At 56.1% G+C, this 21919-nt stretch carries 17 protein-coding genes and 1 tRNA gene; 13 read left to right on the top strand and 5 right to left on the bottom strand.

What is annotated here, in order from left to right; translation table 11 throughout:
* Window positions 1-37: 37 nt before the first annotated feature.
* The gene (gene hrcA / locus THINI_RS21130) at window positions 38-1096 is read right to left on the bottom strand and encodes a heat-inducible transcriptional repressor HrcA (protein ID WP_002710545.1); all 1059 of its coding nucleotides are present in this window, start codon (window positions 1094-1096) and stop codon (window positions 38-40) included.
* An 86-nt stretch (window positions 1097-1182) separates the two neighbouring features.
* Between hrcA and THINI_RS21135 the strand changes: the two genes are divergently transcribed.
* Both THINI_RS21135 and recN read left to right on the top strand, forming a co-directional pair.
* A complete protein-coding gene (locus tag THINI_RS21135) occupies window positions 1183-2067 on the top strand; it encodes an NAD(+) kinase (protein ID WP_245536665.1) in 885 nt (294 codons plus the stop codon).
* Between the two features lies 1 nt (window position 2068).
* Window positions 2069-3730: a DNA repair protein RecN gene (recN, locus tag THINI_RS21140; protein WP_002710547.1), complete on the top strand. Its 1662-nt coding sequence runs from the start codon at window positions 2069-2071 to the stop codon at window positions 3728-3730.
* Window positions 3731-3789: 59 nt separating this feature from the next.
* Here recN and THINI_RS21145 read toward each other — a convergent pair whose 3' ends face one another.
* The gene (locus THINI_RS21145) at window positions 3790-5277 is read right to left on the bottom strand and encodes a glutamate synthase subunit beta (RefSeq protein WP_002710548.1); all 1488 of its coding nucleotides are present in this window, start codon (window positions 5275-5277) and stop codon (window positions 3790-3792) included.
* A 14-nt stretch (window positions 5278-5291) separates the two neighbouring features.
* Window positions 5292-9887 (bottom strand): glutamate synthase large subunit, encoded by a 4596-nt coding sequence (gltB, locus tag THINI_RS21150; RefSeq protein ID WP_002710549.1) that lies wholly within the window; start codon window positions 9885-9887, stop codon window positions 5292-5294.
* 159 nt (window positions 9888-10046) lie between these two features.
* Between gltB and dnaG the strand changes: the two genes are divergently transcribed.
* The 3 genes from dnaG to THINI_RS21165 all read left to right on the top strand — a co-directional run bounded on the left by dnaG (window position 10047) and on the right by THINI_RS21165 (window position 13858).
* Window positions 10047-11804 (top strand): DNA primase, encoded by a 1758-nt coding sequence (gene dnaG / locus THINI_RS21155; RefSeq protein WP_002710550.1) that lies wholly within the window; start codon window positions 10047-10049, stop codon window positions 11802-11804.
* An 80-nt stretch (window positions 11805-11884) separates the two neighbouring features.
* Window positions 11885-13762 (top strand): RNA polymerase sigma factor RpoD, encoded by a 1878-nt coding sequence (gene rpoD / locus THINI_RS21160; protein ID WP_002710551.1) that lies wholly within the window; start codon window positions 11885-11887, stop codon window positions 13760-13762.
* A gap of 20 nt (window positions 13763-13782) precedes the next feature.
* Window positions 13783-13858, top strand: a tRNA-Ile gene (locus tag THINI_RS21165).
* Between the two features lie 88 nt (window positions 13859-13946).
* On the opposite strand, the gene THINI_RS21170 is transcribed toward THINI_RS21165, so the two are convergent.
* Together THINI_RS21170 and THINI_RS21175 are read right to left on the bottom strand one after the other, a co-directional pair.
* Window positions 13947-14357, bottom strand: a complete 411-nt coding sequence (locus THINI_RS21170; RefSeq protein WP_002710552.1) for a helix-turn-helix domain-containing protein — start codon at window positions 14355-14357, stop codon at window positions 13947-13949.
* Between the two features lie 3 nt (window positions 14358-14360).
* Window positions 14361-14648 (bottom strand): type II toxin-antitoxin system HigB family toxin, encoded by a 288-nt coding sequence (locus THINI_RS21175; protein WP_002710553.1) that lies wholly within the window; start codon window positions 14646-14648, stop codon window positions 14361-14363.
* Window positions 14649-14947: 299 nt separating this feature from the next.
* Here THINI_RS21175 and THINI_RS21180 point away from each other — a divergent pair, with 299 nt between their 5' ends.
* The 8 genes from THINI_RS21180 to THINI_RS21215 all read left to right on the top strand — a co-directional run bounded on the left by THINI_RS21180 (window position 14948) and on the right by THINI_RS21215 (window position 21912).
* Window positions 14948-16639, top strand: a complete 1692-nt coding sequence (locus THINI_RS21180; RefSeq protein ID WP_002710554.1) for a sigma-54-dependent Fis family transcriptional regulator — start codon at window positions 14948-14950, stop codon at window positions 16637-16639.
* 72 nt (window positions 16640-16711) lie between these two features.
* Window positions 16712-17113 carry a hypothetical protein gene (locus THINI_RS21185; protein WP_002710555.1) on the top strand — a complete coding sequence of 134 codons (402 nt, stop codon included), beginning with the start codon at window positions 16712-16714 and terminating at the stop codon, window positions 17111-17113.
* A gap of 199 nt (window positions 17114-17312) precedes the next feature.
* Window positions 17313-17567 carry a phenol hydroxylase subunit gene (locus THINI_RS21190; RefSeq protein WP_002710556.1) on the top strand — a complete coding sequence of 85 codons (255 nt, stop codon included), beginning with the start codon at window positions 17313-17315 and terminating at the stop codon, window positions 17565-17567.
* A gap of 42 nt (window positions 17568-17609) precedes the next feature.
* Window positions 17610-18608, top strand: coding sequence for an aromatic/alkene monooxygenase hydroxylase subunit beta (locus tag THINI_RS21195; RefSeq protein ID WP_002710557.1), 999 nt, complete (start codon window positions 17610-17612; stop codon window positions 18606-18608).
* A 10-nt stretch (window positions 18609-18618) separates the two neighbouring features.
* Window positions 18619-18891: an MmoB/DmpM family protein gene (locus THINI_RS21200; protein WP_002710558.1), complete on the top strand. Its 273-nt coding sequence runs from the start codon at window positions 18619-18621 to the stop codon at window positions 18889-18891.
* Window positions 18892-18906: 15 nt separating this feature from the next.
* Window positions 18907-20433, top strand: coding sequence for an aromatic/alkene/methane monooxygenase hydroxylase/oxygenase subunit alpha (locus THINI_RS21205; protein ID WP_002710559.1), 1527 nt, complete (start codon window positions 18907-18909; stop codon window positions 20431-20433).
* A gap of 12 nt (window positions 20434-20445) precedes the next feature.
* Complete coding sequence (locus tag THINI_RS21210; protein ID WP_002710560.1) at window positions 20446-20808, top strand: phenol hydroxylase subunit P4; 363 nt, start codon at window positions 20446-20448, stop codon at window positions 20806-20808.
* A gap of 42 nt (window positions 20809-20850) precedes the next feature.
* A complete protein-coding gene (locus tag THINI_RS21215; protein WP_002710561.1) occupies window positions 20851-21912 on the top strand; it encodes an NADH:ubiquinone reductase (Na(+)-transporting) subunit F in 1062 nt (353 codons plus the stop codon).
* The last annotated feature ends 7 nt before the right edge of the window (window positions 21913-21919 follow it).

Genomic DNA, 21919 nt, shown 5'->3' on the forward strand with positions numbered 1-21919 from the left:
CGGGCGGCTAGCCTGTCATACCTGTGAGCGCGGTGTTTCAGGATATCTTCGAATTTAGCGCCACGCTCAACAGCCGCGCAGTAATATCGACCACCGGAATCACCCGCTCATACGGCATCCGTTTTGGCCCGATGACGCCCAGCACGCCTATCTGTTCGCCATCCACCATGTAAGGCGCTGTCACCAGGCTGCATTCCTCGAACACTGACTGCCCGGATTCGCGCCCGATGAAAATTTTTACCCCTTCTGCCTGCAAGCATTTGTCCAGCAAACTCAGGATGTCGCGCTTGCGGGTAAACGCGGCGAACAGTTCGCGCAGTTTGTGGATATCAGACAGGTCGTCATACCCCATCAGGTTGGTTTCACCGGCAATGACGTAATCTTCGTCCTGACGGTCATCCAGGTCGGCAACGGTTTTTTCACCCAGTTCGATGGCTGACAGCATCATCCGGTTCATGTCTTCGCGGTGCTGGCGCATTTCTTCCAGCAAGGTCGTGCGTGCTTGCTGCAAATCCTTGCCGATCAGGCGCTCGTTGAGGAAGTTGGCAGCCTGTTGCAAGTCACTGGAACTTACGTCGCTATCCAGTTGAATAATCCGGTTTTGTACTTCATTGCGGTTCATGACCAGAATGGCTAGCACCTGCCGTTCAGACAGGCGCATGAATTCGATCTGGCGGATAGCGGAAGGGTTGCGGCGTGGCATACTGACCACGCCAGTCAACTGGGTGATACCGGATAACAGGCTGGAAGCCGACTGGATGAGGGAACCAGGGTCGCGTTCCGCTTTCAGTTGGCCTTCCAGTATGTGCAATGCCTGTTGTTCCAGTGGTTTGATGTTGACCAGCGCATCGACGAACAGGCGGTAGCCCTGCGAGGTCGGAACCCGCCCCGCCGAGGTATGCGGCGCGCGGATATAGCCCATTTCCTCCAGATCAGCCATCACGTTGCGGATGGTGGCAGCGCTCAAATCCAGCCCACTGGCACGGGCAAGGTTGCGCGAGCCGACCGGCTGGCCGTCCTGGATGTAGCTTTCCACCAGCACCTTGAGGATGTGGCGGGCGCGGTTGTTTAATTCCGGGTGCGAATGTGTTGTCATGTTTTCATTTATAGGGGCAAACCTGTGTAGATACAAGCCTGTTAAACTTGCATTTTATGCGCGGCTTTGCCAGCCTTGCAGCTTTAATGAAACAAGAACCGGTTATGAGCCCGTTTTCCCATATTGGTATTTTCACCAAACCCAATGACACCCGTGTGGACAAGACCTTGCACCAGTTGCATGAATTCCTGCTACAACGCGGTTTCCAGGTTTTTTGTGACCAGAATGCTGGCCTGATTCTCAATATGCCTGCCATGGCTGCGGAAGAGCTGGCGCGGCGGATTGACCTTGCTATCGTGGTGGGAGGGGATGGAACCCTGCTGTCATCCGGGCGCTTGCTGGCAGCGCATGAAGTGCCGATTGTCGGCGTCAACCTGGGGCGCTTAGGCTTTCTGGTAGATGTTTCCCCAGACGAAATGGCTACGCAACTGGAACACATCCTGCGCGGCGAGTACAAGGAAGAGACACGCTTCGTCCTGCAAGCAGAAGCCAGCCGCGACGGGGAAATCCTCGGCAGTGGCGATGCACTGAATGATGTGGTGCTGCATGTGCGCAACGAAATCCGCATGATCGAATTCACCACCTGGGTAGACGGGCATTTCGTCAACACCCAGCGGGCGGATGGCATGATCATCGCCACTCCGACCGGTTCCACCGCCTATGCGCTCTCCAGCGGCGGGCCGATCATGCACCCCGGCTTGCAAGCAATCGCACTGGTGCCAATTTGCCCGCATACCCTCAGCGACCGCCCATTGGTCATTAACAGCCAAAGCGTGATTGAAATCCAGCTGTGTGAACAACGCGACATCCCTGCGCGCCTATCGTTTGATGGGCAAAACAATATCGGGCTGGAGTCCGGTGACCGCATCCGTCTCCACACCCGCCCGGAAAAAGTGCGCCTGTTGCACCCGCAAGGTTACGATTACTACCACATCCTGCGCGCCAAACTGCACTGGGGAGTCCAGCTTTGATATGCTGACACACATCCATATCCGCGACTTCGCCATCATCGAAGCGCTCGACCTTGAACTGTACCCCGGCATGACCGCCCTGACCGGGGAAACCGGCGCGGGCAAATCCATCCTGCTCGACGCTATCGGGCTGGTGCTGGGCGACAAGGCCGACAGCAGCACCGTGCGCCACGGTGCGGACAAGGCCGAAATCACGCTGAGCGTCGACATCACCCAAACCCCTTCCGCCCGCGCCTGGCTGGAAGGGCAGGGCATGGATGGCGAAGACGAAACCTGCATCCTGCGCCGCCTCATTACCGCCAACGGCAAATCACGCGCGTGGATCAACGGTTCCCCCGCCAACCTCACCCAGTTACGCGAACTCGGCGAACAACTGGTCGACATCCACGGCCAGCACGAACACCAGTCACTGATGAAAAAGGATGCCCAGCGCGACATGCTGGATGCTTTCGCCGAAAATGACGGGCTGCTCGCCAACACCCGTGCAGCCTGGAAAAGCTGGAAGCAACTGCACGAGCGCGTCACCACCCTTGCCAGTCAGAACCAGCAGCATCAGGAACGTGTCGATCTGCTGAAATTTCAGGTGCAGGAACTTGGCGCACTGCAATTACAGGCGGAAGAACCTGAACAGCTTGACGAAGAACTCAACCGTCTTGCCAACGCCGAACAGCTACGTTCCACCGCCGCGCAAGGCTACGATCAGCTGTACGACAGCGAACCCTCGCTGTATTCCACGCTTGGCAGCCTGATCCACGATTTGGAAACGCAGGTCGGCATTGATGCCCGCTTGCAAACGCCGCTTGAGTTGCTGACCAGCGCCCAGATTCAGGTGCAGGAAGCCGCCATCGAACTGCGCGATTACGCCGAAAGCCTCGATCTCGACCCAGCGCGCCTGCAATGGGTGGAAAACCGCATCGCTGATATCCGCAATCTTGCCCGCAAATACCGCGTCGAGCCACAGGAACTGCCGCAGCGCCTCACCCAGATCGAAGCCGAACTGGCACAACTCGGCGGCGGCGATTACGATCTTGAAGCACTGGAAAAACAGTTGCTGGACGCCGCAGCTGCTTACCGCAAACAAGCCGACACCCTCAGCACTGCCCGCAGCAAGGCCGCCAAACAGCTTTCCACCAGCGTATCCAAAGCCATGCAGGAACTCGGAATGCAAGGCGGCAAGTTTGAAATCATCGTCACTCAGGCTCCTGACGCCAGCTTTCAGACCATGGGGATGGACAGCATCGAATTCACCGTCAGCGCCAACCCCGGCCAGCCGCTCAAGCCGCTGATGAAAGTGGCTTCCGGTGGCGAACTGTCACGCATCAGCCTCGCCATCCAGATGATTGCAGCGCAGAAGGTGACCCTGCCCGCACTGATCTTCGACGAAGTGGATACCGGTATCGGTGGCGGCATCGCTGAAGTGGTCGGCAAACAGTTGCGAAACCTCGGCACCAACCGGCAGGTACTGTGCGTCACCCACCTGCCACAAGTGGCGTCCCAGGCTCACCAGCAATACAAAGTCACCAAGATCAAGGGCAAGGAACACACCAGCACCGGTATCGTGCAGCTGACGCAGGAACAGCGGGTGGAAGAAATTGCGAGGATGATCGGTGGGGTGGAAATAACCCCAGCAACGCGGGCGTTGGCAGAAGAGATGCTGGGCTAAAAGATTCTTCAGCTCCCCTTGAGGGCTAATCCCCCAAGGGGTGAGAGGAAAGGTGCAACTTACGGCAGGAAGGTCTTGCCCATCAGGAAGCGGTCGCACTCACGGGCAGCCTCGCGGCCTTCGTTGATGGCCCAGACAACAAGGCTTTGGCCACGGCGCATATCACCGGCAGCGAATACACCCGGTAAATTGGTCGCATACTTGCCGTATTCGGCTTGCACATTGCCACGCGGGTCAGTATCCAGCTTGAGCGCGTCGATCAGGGTCTTTTCCGGGCCGGTAAAGCCCATCGCCAGCAAAACCAGATCAGCTGGCAGCACTTCGTCAGTACCTTCCACTTCGATCAGGTTCATGCGTCCGGAACCATCGCGTTGCCAACGCACGCCCACGATGTGGATTTCCTTGATGTTACCGTTTTCGTCACCCACGATTTTCTTGGTGGAAATCAGGTAGTCACGTGGGTCACGGCCAAACACCGCAGCAGCTTCTTCCTGACCGTAGTCAATCTTGAAAACGGCAGGCCATTCCGGCCACGGGTTGGAAGGGGCACGACTATCCGGCAGACGTGGCATGATTTCCAGCTGTTTGACGGACTTGCAGCCGTGACGCACGGAAGTCCCCACGCAGTCAGTGCCGGTATCACCACCACCGATGACAATAACGTTCTTGCCTGCGGCAGAAATGTAGTTACCGTCTTCCAGATTGGAATCCAACAGGCTTTTGGTGTTGGCAGTGAGAAACTCCATAGCGAAATGCACGCCTTTGAGTCCACGGCCTTCTACCGGCAGGTCGCGCGGCTGGGTTGCACCAGCGCACAATACCACTGCGTCGAAATCGTTACGCAGTTGCTCGGCTGGAATATCCTTGCCAACTTCAACGCCAGTGACGAAAGTCACGCCTTCGGTAGCCATCAGGTCAACGCGACGTTGCACGATTTCCTGCTTGTCCAGCTTCATGTTGGGGATGCCGTACATCAACAGACCACCAATGCGGTCAGCACGCTCGTAAACGGTAACTTCATGACCAGCCTTGTTCAGCTGGTCGGCGCAAGCCATGCCAGCAGGGCCGGAACCGACTACCGCTACTTTCTTGCCGGTGCGTTCAGCAGGCACTTCCGGTTTGACCCAGCCTTCCTCGAACGCCTTGTCGATGATGCTGACTTCGTTCAGTTTGATGGTAACAGGCGGCTCGCTGATGCCTAAGGTGCAAGAGCCTTCGCAGGGTGCAGGGCAGACACGCCCGGTAAATTCCGGGAAATTGTTGGTCATGCGCAGGCGTTCAAAGGCTTCTTTCCACAAGCCCCGAAAGATCATGTCATTCCATTCAGGGATCAAGTTGTGCACTGGGCAACCGCTTGCGCCACCCGGCAACACTTTGCCGGTCTGGCAGAACGGAATGCCGCATTCCATGCAGCGTGCGCCTTGTTCACGACTGGATTTTTCATCCAGATGCAGGTGGAATTCACGCCAGTCCTTGATGCGCTCCAGTGGGGCGCGGTCAGCGGGCAGCTCGCGTTGATATTCGAGGAATCCTGTCGGTTTTCCCATGACTTACGTACTCCTTAGTTACCGCTAACGCGCGAGGCATCGCTGTTATTGGCGGTAAAGGCCGCCATCATGGCTTCATCGCCGGACATGCCCTTGGCTTCAAAGGCTTTGATTGCATCCAGCATCCGCTTGTAGTCGTTTGGCATGACGCAAACGAAACTGGCAAGGCTCTTGTCCCAGTTTTCCAGAATCATCTTCGCACGCTCACTGCCGGTGTACAGCAGGTGTCTTTCGATCATGCCTTTGAGTTCAGCCTGTTCGTCAGCTTCGGCAACCGGGCCGTAGGACACCATTTCGGTGTTGCCGCTGATGGCCAAGATACCTTCCGGGTCGTAGACGTAAGCCACGCCGCCGGACATGCCTGCTGCGAAATTACGCCCAACATTGCCGAGTACTACCACGCGCCCGCCGGTCATGTATTCACAACCGTGGTCGCCGGTACCCTCCACAACGGTATGGATGCCGGAGTTACGCACGCAGAAACGTTCGCCCGCCACGCCACGGATGTAAGCTTCGCCACCACTCGCACCGAAGAATGCGACGTTACCGACCAGGATGTTGTCCTCGGCGATGAATTTCGCGTCTTTCTGCGGGTAAACGATGATTTTGCCGCCGGACAGACCCTTGCCGATGTAGTCGTTGGAATCGCCTTCCAGTTCCAGCGTCATGCCTTTGGGTACGAATGCGCCAAAACTCTGACCGGCGGAACCGTTGAACTTCAGGCGGATGGTGTCTTCCGGAAGACCTTCAGCACCATGCTTGCGGGTGACTTCGGAGCCGGTGATGGTACCCGCTACGCGGTCGATGTTCTTGATGGAGAACTCCGCAATGACCGGTGTGCCGCTTTCAATCGCAGGTTGGCAGGCAGCGAGGATTTCGCGCTCGTCCAGTGATTGGGCAATGCCATGATCCTGCGCCCGGTTGCAGTACACGCCGTCGCATTCTTCCAGTTCAGGGGTGAACAGGATTTTGCTCATGTCGACCATGGCCGCTTTCCAGTGACCATTGGCAGGTTCCTGACGCAGTTTGTCAACACGGCCAACCATTTCGTCAATGGTGCGGAAACCCAGTTTGGCCATGTATTCGCGCATTTCTTCGGCGATGAACATCAGCAGGTTGACCACGTATTGCGGGTCGCCAGCATATTTCTTGCGCAGTTCCGGGTTCTGGGTGGCAATGCCGACCGGACAGGTGTCCAGATGGCAGACGCGCATCATGACGCAACCCAGCGCCACCAGTGGCAGGGTGGCGAAGCCGTATTCTTCCGCGCCTAGCAGGGCGGCGATGGCTACGTCGCGGCCTGTCATCAGTTTGCCGTCGGTTTCCAGACGCACGCGGCTGCGCAGGTTGTTGAGCAGCAGGGTTTGGTGCGTTTCAGCCAGACCCAGTTCCCACGGCAGACCGGCGTGCTGTACGCTGGTTTTCGGGGAAGCGCCCGTACCACCGTCGTAGCCGGAGATCAGGATGACATCCGCCTTGCCTTTGGCTACACCGGCAGCGATGGTGCCAACGCCGACTTCAGACACCAGTTTGACGTTGATATTGGCGCGTTTGTTGGCGTTTTTCAGGTCGTGAATGAGCTGTGACAAATCCTCGATGGAGTAAATGTCATGGTGCGGTGGTGGCGAAATCAGGCCAACGCCCGGTGTCGTACCACGTACTTTTGCTACCCATGGGTAAACTTTCTTGCCCGGTAACTGACCGCCTTCGCCCGGTTTTGCGCCCTGAGCCAGTTTGATCTGGATTTCCTGGGCGCTGTTCAGGTAGTGGCTGGTCACGCCGAAACGACCGGAAGCCGCCTGCTTGATGGCGCTGCAACGTGAGTCACCGTTGGCATCGGGGGTGAAACGGGCAGGGTCTTCGCCGCCTTCGCCGGAGTTGGACTTGCCACCCAGACGGTTCATGGCAATAGCCAGTGCTTCGTGCGCTTCCTTACTGATGGAGCCGAACGACATTGCGCCGGATTTGAAGCGCTTGACGATGGCAGAAGCCGGTTCCACTTCGCTCAACGGGATAGGTTGCTCGGCGAAGTTGAACTCCAGCAGATTGCGCAGGTTGAATTTCACCTCGGCATCTTCGTGCATCAGCTTGCTGTACTGTTTGTAGAGCGCGTAATCCCCCATCCGCACGGCTTTTTGCAGCGTGTAGATGGTCATCGGGTTGTACTGGTGCTCTTCTTCCTCGTTACGCCACTGGAACACGTTGCCGGAACGCAGTGAGCGGTCTTCGGCGTCGTGGTGGTCGTAAGCAGTCTGGTGACGCATGACCGCTTCTTTCGCAATCACGTTCAGGTCGATGCCGCCGATACGGGAGGCGGTTGCAGTGAAATACTTGTTGATGACTTCGCTGCTGATGCCCAGGGCTTCAAAAATTTGCGCACCACGGTAGGACTGGACAGTGGAAATGCCGATTTTCGACATGACCTTGATCACGCCTTTGGTGGCGGCCTTAATGTATTTTTTGATCGCGTAGTCGTGTTCCATACCCGGCAGCAGACCTTCACGAATCAGGTCGTCGATGGAATCGAATGCCAGATACGGGTTGATAGCCTGTACGCCATAGCCCAGCAGTACGGCGAAGTGGTGGACTTCACGCGGTTCGCCGGATTCCAGGATCAGGCTGACGCGGGTGCGCTTGCCATCGCGGATCAGGTGATGGTGCAGACCCGCCACTGCCAGCAGGGACGGGATCGGTACGTTGTCAGCATCCGCCGTGCGGTCAGACAGGACGATCAGGTTTGCACCGTTGTCGATTTCGTGGTCGGCAGCGGCGAACAGGGTTTCCATCGCCGCTTCCAGGCCGCTTTCACCGTCCATGGCACGGAAAGTGATGGGCAGGGTGGCGCACTTGAAACCTTCGCGCTTGATTTCGACCAGTTTCATCAATTCGCCGTTATCCAGTACCGGTGATTGCAGCAGAATCTGGTGGCAGCTTGCCGCTGTCGGCGCGGTAATGTCGCCTTCGGAACCCAGGGTGGTGATGGATGAAGTAACGATTTCTTCACGGATGGAGTCGATCGGTGGGTTCGTTACCTGCGCGAACAGCTGTTTGAAATAATTGAACAGCGGCTGTGGCTTGTCGGACAGCACTGCAATCGGCGAGTCAATACCCATCGCACCCAGAGGGTCAATACCATCGCGTGCCATCGGTACGATCATTTTGCGCACGTCTTCGTAGGTGTAGCCGAACATTTTCTGGCGCTGGACGACGGCTTCGTGTTCCGGCAACGGGGAATGCTTGGCGGCTGGCAGGTCTTCCAGCTTAATCAGGTTGTTGTCCAGCCAGTCCTGATAGGGCTTGGCTCCGGCCATGCCGTATTTGAGCTCGTGGTCGGTAACGATACGGCCTTCGGCGGTATCGACCAACAACATGCGGCCCGGGGTCAGGCGTTGCTTAGAAATGACTGTGCTTTGGTCAAGCTCGTCCAATACACCAACTTCGGATGCCAGAATGATCATGTCATCGCTAGTGACGTAGTAACGGGACGGGCGCAGACCATTACGGTCAAGGATTGCACCAACTTGTGTTCCGTCAGTGAAGCCCATCGCGGCAGGGCCGTCCCACGGTTCCATCAGGCAACTGTGATACTGGTAGAAAGCACGTTTTTCCGCACTCATGTTTTCATGGTTTGCCCACGGTTCCGGTGCCATCATCATCATGGCGTGGGGCAGGGAGTAGCCGCTCAGGTAAAGGAATTCCAGCGTGTTGTCCAACATCGCGGAGTCACTGCCATTTGGGTTGATGACCGGGAAAACCTTGCTCAGGTCAGTCTTGAAGACTTCCGTCTTGATCATGGATTGGCGTGCGTTCATCCAGTTGACGTTGCCGCGCATGGTGTTGATTTCACCATTGTGGATCAGGTAACGGTTCGGGTGGGCACGTTCCCAACTGGGGAAGGTATTGGTGGAGAACCGCGAGTGAACCATGGCAATGGCGGTTTCCATACGCGGGTTGGCGAGATCCTTATAAAATTGCCCGACCTGCTCGGTGGTCAGCATACCTTTATACACGATGGTACGCGATGACAGGCTGGGGAAATAGACGTGGCCTGCCACTTCAGAGGCGTTCACTGCATTGTCGGTACGCTTGCGGATGACATATAGCTTGCGCTCAAAGTCAATGCCAGCAGCAACGTCGCCGGATTTGGCGATGAACACCTGGCGGACAAACGGCATTGCCCGCAAAGCCGTCTTGCCGATCGGTGCAGGGTTGACCGGTACGTCGCGCCAGCCGAGCAGGGCCTGGCCTTCTTCCTCGACGATACGCGCGAAGATGGAGGCGACTTCCGCCCGTGCGTCAGCATCCTGTGGCAGGAATACCATGCCCGCAGCATAATCACCGGGCGCAGGGAGCTTGATGTTGAGCGACTTGCATTCGGCTTCCAGGAAGGTGTGCGGCATTTGCAGCAGGATACCAGCGCCGTCACCGGTGTTTTCCTCACAGCCACAAGCGCCACGATGCTCCATGTGGGTCAGTACTTTCAATGCCTGTTGGACGATCTGGTGTGACTTGACACCTTTCAGGTGAGCCACAAAACCCATACCGCAAGCATCGTGTTCAAAGCCAGGGTCGTAAAGCCCTTGCGCTGGGGGTAATTCGGTGTATCTCATCGGAATCTCGGCAACAAAAGGGTAGCTATTATGGTACAAAATACCGGTTCAGGGCTAGACCACCTTAGCGGGTTTTTCTTGACGGGGAAAGAGATGCTACCCGCCAAATGGAATATACTTGTCTGACCTAACTCAGGCAGATGGTAAAAAACCCGCCAAATGAACAACACTGGCCGTATTCCACGTGACTTTATTGACCAACTTTTAGCACGCGCCGACATTGTCGACGTGATTGGCTCGCGCGTGCCGTTGAAAAAGGCTGGGCGTGAGTACATGGCCTGTTGTCCTTTCCACAATGAAAAAACGCCTTCCTTTACGGTTAGTCCTGTCAAACAGTTCTATCATTGTTTTGGGTGCGGCGCACACGGTTCTGCCATCTCTTTTTTGATGGAATACGAACATCTGGAATATCCTGAGGCCATCGAGTCGCTGGCGCGCGCTATTGGGGTGCAGGTTCCCCATGAAGGTGCGGAATCTGCACCAAAACGCAAGCGTAAAGACAAAAACCTGTATGCGTTGCTGGAGGATGCGGCGGTCTGGTTCCAGTCCCAACTGAAGCAAAACCCTGAAGCCAGTAAGTATTTGCAACAGCGTGGGCTGACGGCGGAAGTCATTGCCGGTTTCGGGTTGGGCTATGCGCCGGTGGGCTGGGATGCCCTGGGCAACCAATTGTCGTCATACGGCAGCGAAAAGCTGCTGGCCAGCGGCATGTCGATCCGCAATGATGCGGGCAAATTCTACGACCGGTTCCGTGAACGCATCATGTTCCCCATCCGCGACCGGCGTGGGCGGGTGATCGGCTTTGGTGGCCGTGTGTTGGGTGATGGCACGCCCAAGTACCTGAATTCGCCGGAAACCGACATTTTCCATAAAGGTTCCGAACTCTACGGCCTGTTTGAGGCGCGCCAGAATACCCGCAAGCTGGAACGGCTATTGGTGGTGGAAGGCTACATGGATGTCATCGCTTTGGCGCAGTTTGGCGTTACCTATGCGGTAGCCACCCTGGGGACTGCCACCACACCCGAGCACATCCGGCAATTGTTGCGGCTGGTTCCGGAAGTCGTTTTCTGTTTCGACGGCGACAGGGCGGGGCGGGATGCCGCTTGGCGGGCATTGGAAAACGCCTTGCCTGAGTTGCGTGATGACAAGGAAATCCGTTTCCTGTTCCTGCCACAGGGGGAAGACCCCGATACCCAGGTGCGCAAAGCTGGTAGGGATGCCTTTGAGGTAGCCGTGGTGTCCGCCCTGACCCTGAGCGATTACCTGCTGGCAGGCTTGAAGGAACGTTTTAACCTCAGCACCCGCGAAGGCAAATCCCGCTTGTTGAATGACAGCCTCAAGCTGCTCGCCAACATGCCGACCATCCTGCTGCGGGAACAAATCTTTCAGGAATTGTCTACACTCACGGATACGCCGTTGGAAGTTGTGCGCCGTTATGCAAAAGGGAATACCTCAGGGGCTGCTGAACTGACCTATAATGTAGCGCGTCCTGCTGATCAGGATATGCGCCGCACGCCAGTCCGCCACGCTATTGCCTTATTGCTGCACAACCCGGCATTGGCGGAGCTGGCGGGTAGCCCGGAGCAAATCCTCAGTTATGATCTGCCGGGGATGGGTTTGCTGGCTGCCATGATTGAAAATATTGAGGAGCACCCCCATATACACACAGCAGGTTTACTGGAACGTTTCCGCCAGACCGAACATGAGAATGCGCTGCGGCGCTTGAGCAACTGGCAGGCGGATACCAGTGATGAATCTGTTATCCGGCGCGAATTTTCCGATTGCCTGCAACAAATCAGGCGGCAATCGCGCCACAAACAACTTGAGCAACTGCTGCACAGGGAACGGACTGAGGGCCTAAGTGCGCAGGAGCAGCATGATTTAGTGTGTCTGTTATCTGAATTACACAGCCGGTGAGTGATACGCGTTCTTGACGATGGTTGTGTTTCAGAAAAATGTGATATGATTACCGACCTTTTTTTCAGAGAGTTTAGGGCATGAGCCAAGAAGAACAGCAGCAATCCAGCCTGAAAGAACTGATTGCCAGGGGTAAGGAACAGGGTTATCTGACCTATGCTGAAGTCAATGACCATCTTCCTGACACCATCGTTGACCCTGAGCAGATCGAAGATATCGTTGCCATGATCAACGATATGGGTATTACTGTTTATGAACACGCCCCGGATGCCGATTCCCTGTTGTTGAATGACGACGCTGTGCAGGCCGATGATGAGGCGGCAGAAGAAGCTGCGGCTGCGTTGGCAAACGTTGACAGCGATTTTGGCCGTACTACCGACCCTGTACGTATGTACATGCGTGAAATGGGTACGGTTGAGTTGCTGACCCGCGAAGGCGAAATCCAGATTGCGATCCGTATTGAAGAGGGTTTGAATGAAATCCTGCGGGCGCTGGCGCAATATCCCGCATCTACTGAAGTGCTGTTGGAAAAATCGGAATTGATTGATTCCGAGGAAATTCGCCTGACCGACATCATTAACGGTTTTGTCAACCCAAATGAAGACCTGAACGTCTTTGCGGTAGCAGCTCCCGTTGTTGATGAGGAGGCAGCAGCAGCGGCTGAAGCCGATGATGAGGCTGGCACAGATGAAGACGATGACGATGAAGCATCTGATCCGGTGGATACCGGCCCTGACCCAGAAGAGGCCCGCATCAAGTTTGCCGAGTTGCGTGACCTTTATGAAGCGTCGAAAGTTGCCTGTGACAGCAATAACGAGTCTGCCTATACCGCAGCGCGTGATGCTGTTGCCACCAAGTTTATGGAATTCCGCCTGGCTCAACCGATCATTGACCAGCTGACCATTCAGTTGAACGAAATTGTTGACCGTATCCGCCAGAATGAGCGCCACATTATGAAGCTGTGCGTGCAAAAGGGTGGTATGGCGCGTCAGGATTTCATCGACAGTTTTCCGCAAAATGAAACTGACCTCGAATGGTTGAACCGCTACTGTGCTGACAAACGTGGCGACACCAGCAAACTGTTGGCCTTGTTGCCCAAGGTGCGTGAGGCGCAGGAGCAACTGCTTGAAATTGAACGTGAATGCAACCTTTCCATCGCGCAAATCAAGGACATCAACCGCAGCATGTCGGTCGGTGAGGCCAAGGCACGCCGCGCCAAGAAAGAAATGGTGGAAGCCAATTTACGCTTGGTGATTTCCATCGCCAAGAAATACACCAACCGTGGTTTGCAGTTCCTCGACCTGATTCAGGAGGGTAATATCGGTCTGATGAAGGCGGTCGACAAGTTTGAATACCGCCGTGGTTACAAGTTTTCGACCTATGCGACCTGGTGGATTCGTCAGGCCATTACCCGTTCGATTGCGGATCAGGCACGCACTATCCGTATTCCGGTGCACATGATCGAAACCATCAACAAGCTCAACCGCATTTCGCGCAAGCTGTTGCAGGAAAAAGGCCGTGAAGCGACCCCGGAAGAACTGGCCGAAGCGATGGACATGCCGGAAGATAAAATCCGCAAAGTCCTGAAAATCGCCAAGGAACCGATTTCGATGGAAACCCCGATTGGTGATGACGAAGACTCCCATCTGGGTGATTTCATCGAGGATGGCAACATCTTGTCGCCGATCGAGTCTGCCACTACGTCGAGCTTGTCGGAAATCACCCGCGAGGTGTTGTCCAGCCTGACTTCGCGCGAAGCCAAGGTGCTGCGTATGCGTTTCGGTATCGACATGAACACTGACCATACGCTGGAAGAAGTGGGCAAGCAGTTTGATGTCACCCGCGAACGTATCCGCCAGATAGAAGCCAAGGCTCTGCGCAAGTTGCGTCACCCCAGCCGTTCGGATATGCTGCGCAGCTTCCTCGAATACGATCCTGGCGCACTGCCGACCAACTGATCGTAAACGTTGCCGGTTTTGGGCCTATGGCGCAATGGTTAGCGCAGGGGACTCATAATCCCTTGGTTCCAGGTTCGAGTCCTGGTGGGCCCACCATTCATACTTTGTAATTTCAAAGGCTTGCAGAAATGTGAGCCTTTTCTTTTCCGGTTCCGTGAAAACTGGGCGTTCTGCCCGGCCTTGTTTATGACGGCATGAACACCTGTGCAGGCACGCAGAAACGCCCAGTCAGCGCTTTAATCTGCCTGACGTTCAATTCGCGCTTACCGCTGAGCAGTTCGGACATTACCCCTTGGCTACCAACCTCTGGAAGGTCGGCTTGCCCCAGCCCGTGGGTTTCCATCAGGTACTTGAGGGCATCAATGCCGGTGGATGGGATCAGTGGCAAGGTATCATCCTCATAACGCGCCACCAGCTCACCCATGCGGTCGGCCAGCAGCGCCAGCGGGTGGGTTTCATCTGCACCGCCTGCATCCAGGACGGCATCCAGGGCTTCAACCAGCGCGTCATACTCGGCGTCATTGGTCGGTATGGCCAATACCGGGGCAACGTAACCCCAGTGCTCAATGGCCGTCTTGATGGCTGCAACACCCATGATTCACTCCTTCCAGTTGTCTTTGTCGTAGTCGCGGTGGCTTAGCACCGCCCGGATAAACACTTTGCCAGTGTTGAAATGGATGGCGGCGATCAGCCTGAGTTTGTTTCCGCCAATGTCAAACACGTACAGCCTGCCCACCTTGTCGATGCTGTTGAAGGCCGTTTTGAGGTCGGCAAAGTTGGTGAAGTTGCCGCATTTCATCACTTGATACCAACCCAACAAGGCTGTTGCACAGTCTGGGTGCTCCAGTGCCGCTTCTGTAATGCGTTTGCGGGTGATGATATGCATGTCTGCCTCCATTTCTATCCGGTTATGCTATCTCAATTTGAGATTAGAGACAAGGCTGTACGGAGGGAGGTATAAAAACGCCCGTGATGGGTTTACCCAGGGGATTACCAAAGAGGCTGATTGGCGGATTGTTTTATCTGTGCAAGTCGTAAGCCGAAGCCGGGATTTATGCTTGATCAGAGTCATGTACTTTAAAATATCGATATTTTTATAAATATCGATATATATCTTGCATCCGCTCATGATTCCTTTATGCTTGAAACAGGAGAAAAACGACAGACATTGAGGAGTGCCTGTTCATGAGCGGCCAAGGAAAAAAATTCACCTACCCTTCCAACCAGGATCTGAAAGCCATGATCCGTTTCGAGGGGGATTCCGGCAATATCTGGCTCGGGCAGCAGCGCATGATCCTGCTGCACGCTTCCGCCTTTGGTTCCATGCGCAGTGAACTGATTGAATCCTTTGGGGAAGATTACGCCCGTGGCATCCTGATGCGGATGGGTTACGCCGCCGCCCAGTCGGATGCGCAACTCGCCCGTCAAATCCGCGCCGATGACGACCTGATGGACGCCTTTCTGGTCGGCCCGCAATTGCACGCGCTGGAAGGCGTGGTCAGCGTCGAACCGGTGCGCATGGACATCGATTTTGCCAGCGGCCACTTTTACGGCGAATTCACCTGGAAAAACTCCTTCGAGGCCGCTGAACACATGCGCCTGTACGGGCTATCGGATCATGCTGTGTGCTGGAATCTGCTTGGCTACGCCACCGGTTACACCAGCACTTTCATGGGCAGGCCGGTTTATTTCAAGGAAGTGGAATGCGTTGGCAAGGGCGACAAGCAATGCCGCATCATCGGCAAGCCGCTGGAAGAATGGGAAGACGCTGACGAACTCCAGCAACTGTTTTCCCTTAACTCCATGGCGCAGAAACTGCATTCACTGGAAGAGGAAGTGCAATTCCTACGCAAGGAGATAACCGCCTGCGCCCGCCCGGAAAACATCATTGCTGAATCCCCCCAGATCAAGGAGATCATGTATTTGCTGCACAAAGCGGCGGAAACCGATGTCACCGTGCTGATGCTGGGCGAAACCGGCGTGGGCAAGGAAGTGTTCTCCCAGGCTTTGCACCGGATGGGCAAACGCCGCGATGGCCCCTTTATCGCCGTCAACTGCGCCGCCTTACCACGTGAACTGGTGGAGTCGGAGTTGTTCGGGGTGGAAAAAGGTGGTTATACCAGTGCCGACAAGTCCCGACCGGGGCGGTTTGAACGTGCCGATGGCGGAACCCTGTTCCTCGATGAACTGGGGGAATTGAATGCCCGCGCACAGGCGAAGTTGCTGCGTGCCATCCAGACCGGTGAATTCGAGCGGGTCGGCGGCACCAAAAAGATCAAGGTCGACGTGCGCCTGATCGCCGCCACCAACGCCAACCTGCTGGAAATGGTGCGCGATGGGCGGTTCCGTGCCGACCTGTATTACCGCCTCAATGTTTTTCCCATCACCATTCCGCCGCTGCGTGAACGCCGTACCGACATTCCCGGCCTGATCCGCAAGTTCATCGACAAATACAACGGCAAGTACGGCAAGCAAGTACTGGGCGTCACTGACGACACCCTGCGGCGATTTTCTGCTTACCAATGGCCTGGCAACATCCGCGAACTGGAAAACATTCTCGAACGCGGCGTCATCCTGGCCGAAAACGACGCCCGCATCGAATCCACCCACATCTGTTTGGGGATGCCGCATCCAACCGACGAATTCATGGTGATCGGCAAGGATGGCAATCTCGAACCAGGCGCGACCAGCCCTGACGTACTGGAAGATTTGCTGACCCGCATGATCCAGTCCGGCATCGACTTCGAGACGCTGGAAAAGCAGATTCTCGACAAGGCGCTGCAAAAAGCGGGCGGCAATGTGCTGGAAACAGCACGGATGCTGGGTATTAGTGGCCCACAGTGTCGTTACCGGCTGAAGAAGCTGGGGCTGGCCTAACCCCAAGTAGTGTATGCTTGTGCAATAACAAATTGCTGTTGGGACTCCCCTACGAGAACTGCGGAAACTGTGATGCCGACTGACGCCAACATTGCATTTGAGCGACTGGTCAGCCATGAGTTTGATCAGGCCAGCCTTGATGATGTCAAAGTAGTAGCGCTGGGTATCTGGTATCAGGATTTCACGCCGGATTTTAATCATCTACCCCAAACCAGCCTACAAGCCCGTTTACGCGCCGGTTATCTCGTTGACCGTCTGTTACGCTACAATTGTGTAACGGATGAGCGCAAAAAGCTGCTGTTTGCCAATGTCAGCAAGCTACGCTCTTTGCTTAAACCGCCAGTCAGCACCAATCCACAAGTTGAGCCTTTAGCAAAAAGCTGGGGGCTTGAGCATGACTTGAAACGTCTTGCCAAAGACTTGTTGGAATACCAGACTCGGCACTACCAATATGAATATACCTCCGCCCTGTAATACTGGCAACACTGTTTTCGACTTTCCTCAAATCATCAAACCCAATCTTTTTACCTGATGAATTAATCAATAAATCAGGAGAAAAACTCCTTTGCTTTTCAGTTAAGTGTTTTAAAAACAATTACTAACAATCATTGGCACACCCCTTGCAGTACCTCTCCCACCTGAATGTCATTGTGCTTTGGAGGAGAGCAATCACATGCAGACCGATACATCCGTACTGACTGAGCAGCCCCGCTACGTGCGCGTCACCGGCGTGCGCAACAACCGTTTCGTCGAATTCGACTTTTCGATCGGCGACCCGACCTTGTTCGTGGAACTACTGCTGCCTTTCGAGCAGTTTCGCCAGTTCTGCAGCAAACAGAAAGCGCAGGAACTGACTACCGAACAGCAGGCGCAGGTCGATTACGACCGATTGAAATGGCGCTACGGGCAACCCGGCGTCAAGCAGTAACGCAAGCACCACCTTTTGTTTCCAAGAGAGAGGAGAACATCCATGTCATTGAACATTTCCGCGAAAGAGGTCAAACCGCTGCGCGTCAATTACGCGCACGTCGCCCGCCGTGTCGGCGATGAGCGGCCTGCATCGCGCTATCAGGAAGCGGTTTACGACATACAGCCGACCACCAATTTCCACTACCCGCCCACCTGGCAGCCGGAAAAGCAGTTGTATGACACCAGCCTCACCGCCATCGTCATGCAGGACTGGTACGCCTTCACCGACCCGCGCCAGTACTACTACACCAGCTATGTCACCGCGCGCGCCAAACAGCAGGAGTCGATGGATAACAATTTCGAGCTAATCGAAAAAAACAACCTGCTGGCCAGCGTCCCTGCTGCGGTGCAGGATCAGGTCCGGCAGGTGCTGATTCCGCTGCGCCACTACGAATACGGCGCGAACATGAACAATCAGGATATCTGCCATCGCGGTTACGGCACGACCATCACCTCGGCAGCGTCCTTCAACGGCTTCGACCGCATCGGCATGGCGCAATACCTGTCACGCATCGCCCTGCTGATGGACGGTAACGAGGAAACCACCCTCAACGCCGCCAAGACCGCCTGGATGGAAAGCCCCGCCTGGCAACCCCTGCGTCACGCCATGGAAGACAGCTTCGTGCTGGATGACTGGTTTGAAATCCTGCTGGCACAAAACGTGATCATGGATGGCCTGATCTACCCGCTGGTGTACGAACGTTTCATCCCCACGCTGGTAGCGCAAGGCGGCAGCACCTTCCTGATGATGACCCAGTTCATGGGCGAATGGCACAACGAAAACCTGCGCTGGACCAATCAGTTGCTGAAAGTCACCGCCGCCGAATCCGCCGAAAACGCGCAACTGCTGGCGACATGGGCTGGTCAGTGGCTGACCCGCATGGAACAGGCCGTCATGCCCATCGCGCAGCTGGCCTTCGGTGACGGCGCGACGCAACAGGTAGCGGAAGTCAAAGCAGAATTGCTGGCGCGGCTGGCAAAACAAGGCATCAAGGTGTGAGGAGGCCGATATGTCTGACAGCAAAGTATTCATGATTTTTCAGGACACGGCGGACGCCCGTCCTTTTATCGACGCACTGGCGCAGGAAAACCCGGCAGCCACCGTCATCCATCAACCCGGTCTGGTGCGTTTCGAGGCCATGGGTGAACTGGGTATCACCCGCAATGTGGTGGAAGAACTGGCAGGGCGTGACATTGACTTGCAGGAACTGCATCTCACGCTGATTTCCCTGTCCGGCAACATCGACGAAGACGACGATTACTTCCGCGTTACACGCCACTAAGGAGGAGCAACGAACATGGCTAAAAAACTCAACATGCGCAAGCGCTACGAACTGCTGACCCGTGGCCTGGGCTGGGAACCAAGCTACCAGCCGCGCGACAAAGTGTTTTCCAACGAAACCTACGAAGGCATCAAGATCACCGACTGGAGCAAGTGGGAAGACCCGTTCCGCCTGACCATTGACGCCTACTGGAAATACCAGGCCGAAAAGGACAAGAAACTGTACGCAGTCATGGACAGTTTCGCCCAGAACAACGCCCACCTGAACCTGGCCGACGCCAGCTACGTGAACGCGCTGAAACTGTTCATTCAGGGCGTGACCCCGCTGGAGTACTCCGCACACCGCAATTTCGCGCGGCTGGCGCGCCAGTTCGGCGGCGAAGGCGCGCAAATCGCCTGCCAGATGCAGTCGCTGGATGAACTGCGTCACGCCCAGACCCAAATCCACACCATCAGCCATTACAACAAGCATTTCAACGGGATGCATGACCCGTTCCACATGTTTGACCGGGTGTGGTATCTGTCGGTGCCGAAATCCTATTTCGATGACGCCAGCTCAGCCGGGCCATTCGAGTTCATCACCTCCATCTCGTTCGCGTTTGAATACCTGCTGACCAACCTGCTGTTCGTGCCCTTCATGTCGGGCGCGGCCTACAACGGCGACATGGCCACCGTGACCTTCGGCTTCTCCGCGCAGTCGGACGAATCCCGCCACATGACCCTGGGGCTGGAAATCATCAAGTTCCTGCTGGAACAGCACGAAGACAACGTGCCGATCGTACAGGGCTGGATCGACAAGCACTTCTGGCGCGCTTACCGCGTACTGGCGCTGGTTTCCGCCATGCAGGACTACATGCTGCCGGAAAGCCCGATGTCCTGGAAGGAAGCCTGGGAAATCTACTTCGTCGAAAACGCTGGCGCGCTGTTCAACGATCTGGCGCGTTACGGCCTGCGGATGCCGAAATATCACGAAGTCGCCACCGCTGAGGCCGAGCACCTGAGCCATCAGGTCTGGGGCACGCTGTATACTTTCGCCCATGCCGCTTCCATGCACTTCTGGCTGCCTAGCGAGAAGAAAATGGATTGGCTGTCCGAAAAGTATCCGAACACCTTCGACAAATACTACCGTCCGCGCTACGAGATGTGGGGGCAAATGGCGAAGGAAGGCAAGCGCTTCTTCAACATGGGTCTCCCGCAACTGTGTCAGGTTTGCCAGATTCCGATGCTGTTTACCGAAGTCAGCAAGGATGATCCGATGCAGATTGCCTACCGCGTCAGTGAATTCAACGGCGAGAAGTTCCACACCTGTTCCGACGGTTGCAAGGACATCTTCGACCACGAACCGGAAAAGTTTGTCCATGCCTGGCTGCCGGTGCACCAGATTTTCCAGGGCAACTGCGGCGGCCCAACGGTTCCGGACGTACTCGGTTGGTATCACTTCCACCCGGAAGACGGTGGCGATTACGCCGGTTCCGCCGACGAAGCCCGCTGGAAAGCCATGCACGGCGAAGCGGCTGAATCCAACCAATCCGAAGCCGCGTAAGGAGGACGACACATGGCAGTCAAAACACTCAAGGGCGAATACCCCATCGTGATGATGGATAGCGTCGACCGTTTCCATGGCAATCAACTCGTCTTTATTGGTTGGGATTACCACACCAGTATCTCTACGGCTGGCGCTTACCCGCTGCCGCCCGACATGCCGTTCGGCGCGCTCACCGAAGCGGTGCTGCCGAGCGTGATGGGGCCGCACCCCGACTTCCCGCAAATCCAGTGGGACAAGGTGGAATGGATGCTGGATGGCGAATCCTTCACCCCCGACATGGGCAAAAGCCTGAAGGACAACGGGGTCGGGCACAAGTCGCTGATCCGCTTCCGGACGCCGGGGCTGGAGGGGTATCAGGGGACGGGGAATTAATAAAGGGAGAGGGGGAGTGATTCCCCCTCCACGGAGGCTATCATGACCTACGAAGTAACCATCGAACCCACCGGCGACACCATCGAGGTCGAAGAAGGCCAGACCCTGCTGGATGCCGCCCTGCGCGCCGGTATCTACCTGCCGCACGCCTGCGGCCACGGCCTGTGCGGCACCTGCAAGGTCGAAGTGCTGAGCGGCGACATCGACCATGGCTCCGCCTCACCTTTCGCGCTGATGGACATGGAACGCGAGGAAGGCAAATGCCTTGCCTGCTGCGCCACGCCCTTAAGCGACCTGACGCTGGAAGCCGATCTTGAGGAAGAACCGGACGCGCACAACCACCCGGTACGCGATTTCACCGGCGTTGTTTCCAAGATCGAAACCCTGACGCCGCGCATCAAGGCCATTTTCATCGCGATTGAAAATGACGGGCTGGAGTTTCAGGCCGGGCACTACATCAACCTGCTGATTCCGGGGCTGGAAGACCAGCCGCGCGCGTTTTCCATCGCCAGCCCGCCTTCCGAAAAGCATTTGATCGAGCTGAACGTGGCGTTGGTGGAAGGTGGCAAAGGCACCACCTGGCTGCACAACGAACTGAAAGTCGGCGATGAAATCCGTTTTTCCGGCCCCTACGGGCGTTTCTACGTGCGCGAATCCGCACCGGAACCGATGATTTTCCTCGCGGGTGGCTCCGGCCTGTCCAGCCCCAAGTCGATGATCCTGGACTTGTTTGAAAGGGGTGAAACACGCCCGATCACCTTCATCTACGGCGCGCGCAACCAAGCCGAGCTGTATTACCGCGAGCTGTTCGAGGAACTGGCCGCCGAGCACTCCAATTTCACCTACCTGCCGGTGCTGTCGAACGAGCCGGAAGATTCCGGCTGGCAAGGCTTGCGCGGCTATGTGCACGAAGCGGCCAAAGCGCATTTTGACGGCAAGTTTGCCGGGAACAAGGCGTACATGTGCGGCCCGCCGCCGATGATCGACGCCTGTATCACCACCCTGATGCAGGGGCGGCTGTTCGAGAAGGAGATGTTCATGGAGAACTTCTACAACCAGGGCAGCCAGGCAGCGACCAAGAGTCCGCTGTTCAAGAATATCTGATTGACTC

The organism is Thiothrix nivea DSM 5205 (genome assembly GCF_000260135.1).
Classification (GTDB): Bacteria; Pseudomonadota; Gammaproteobacteria; order Thiotrichales; family Thiotrichaceae; genus Thiothrix; species Thiothrix nivea.

What these genes read in the sequence shown, in the direction of transcription:
- THINI_RS21210 (WP_002710560.1), top strand. Translation starts at nt 20,446, where the DNA reads ATGGCAGTCAAAACACTCAAGGGCGAATACCCCATCGTGATGATGGAT.
- THINI_RS21135 (WP_245536665.1), top strand. Translation starts at nt 1,183, where the DNA reads ATGAAACAAGAACCGGTTATGAGCCCGTTTTCCCATATTGGTATTTTC.
- recN (WP_002710547.1), top strand. Translation starts at nt 2,069, where the DNA reads ATGCTGACACACATCCATATCCGCGACTTCGCCATCATCGAAGCGCTC.
- rpoD (WP_002710551.1), top strand. Translation starts at nt 11,885, where the DNA reads ATGAGCCAAGAAGAACAGCAGCAATCCAGCCTGAAAGAACTGATTGCC.
- hrcA (WP_002710545.1), bottom strand. Translation starts at nt 1,096, where the DNA reads ATGACAACACATTCGCACCCGGAATTAAACAACCGCGCCCGCCACATC.
- THINI_RS21215 (WP_002710561.1), top strand. Translation starts at nt 20,851, where the DNA reads ATGACCTACGAAGTAACCATCGAACCCACCGGCGACACCATCGAGGTC.
- THINI_RS21175 (WP_002710553.1), bottom strand. Translation starts at nt 14,648, where the DNA reads ATGCATATCATCACCCGCAAACGCATTACAGAAGCGGCACTGGAGCAC.
- THINI_RS21190 (WP_002710556.1), top strand. Translation starts at nt 17,313, where the DNA reads ATGCAGACCGATACATCCGTACTGACTGAGCAGCCCCGCTACGTGCGC.
- THINI_RS21180 (WP_002710554.1), top strand. Translation starts at nt 14,948, where the DNA reads ATGAGCGGCCAAGGAAAAAAATTCACCTACCCTTCCAACCAGGATCTG.
- THINI_RS21195 (WP_002710557.1), top strand. Translation starts at nt 17,610, where the DNA reads ATGTCATTGAACATTTCCGCGAAAGAGGTCAAACCGCTGCGCGTCAAT.
- gltB (WP_002710549.1), bottom strand. Translation starts at nt 9,887, where the DNA reads ATGAGATACACCGAATTACCCCCAGCGCAAGGGCTTTACGACCCTGGC.
- THINI_RS21145 (WP_002710548.1), bottom strand. Translation starts at nt 5,277, where the DNA reads ATGGGAAAACCGACAGGATTCCTCGAATATCAACGCGAGCTGCCCGCT.
- THINI_RS21185 (WP_002710555.1), top strand. Translation starts at nt 16,712, where the DNA reads ATGCCGACTGACGCCAACATTGCATTTGAGCGACTGGTCAGCCATGAG.
- THINI_RS21170 (WP_002710552.1), bottom strand. Translation starts at nt 14,357, where the DNA reads ATGGGTGTTGCAGCCATCAAGACGGCCATTGAGCACTGGGGTTACGTT.
- THINI_RS21200 (WP_002710558.1), top strand. Translation starts at nt 18,619, where the DNA reads ATGTCTGACAGCAAAGTATTCATGATTTTTCAGGACACGGCGGACGCC.
- dnaG (WP_002710550.1), top strand. Translation starts at nt 10,047, where the DNA reads ATGAACAACACTGGCCGTATTCCACGTGACTTTATTGACCAACTTTTA.
- THINI_RS21205 (WP_002710559.1), top strand. Translation starts at nt 18,907, where the DNA reads ATGGCTAAAAAACTCAACATGCGCAAGCGCTACGAACTGCTGACCCGT.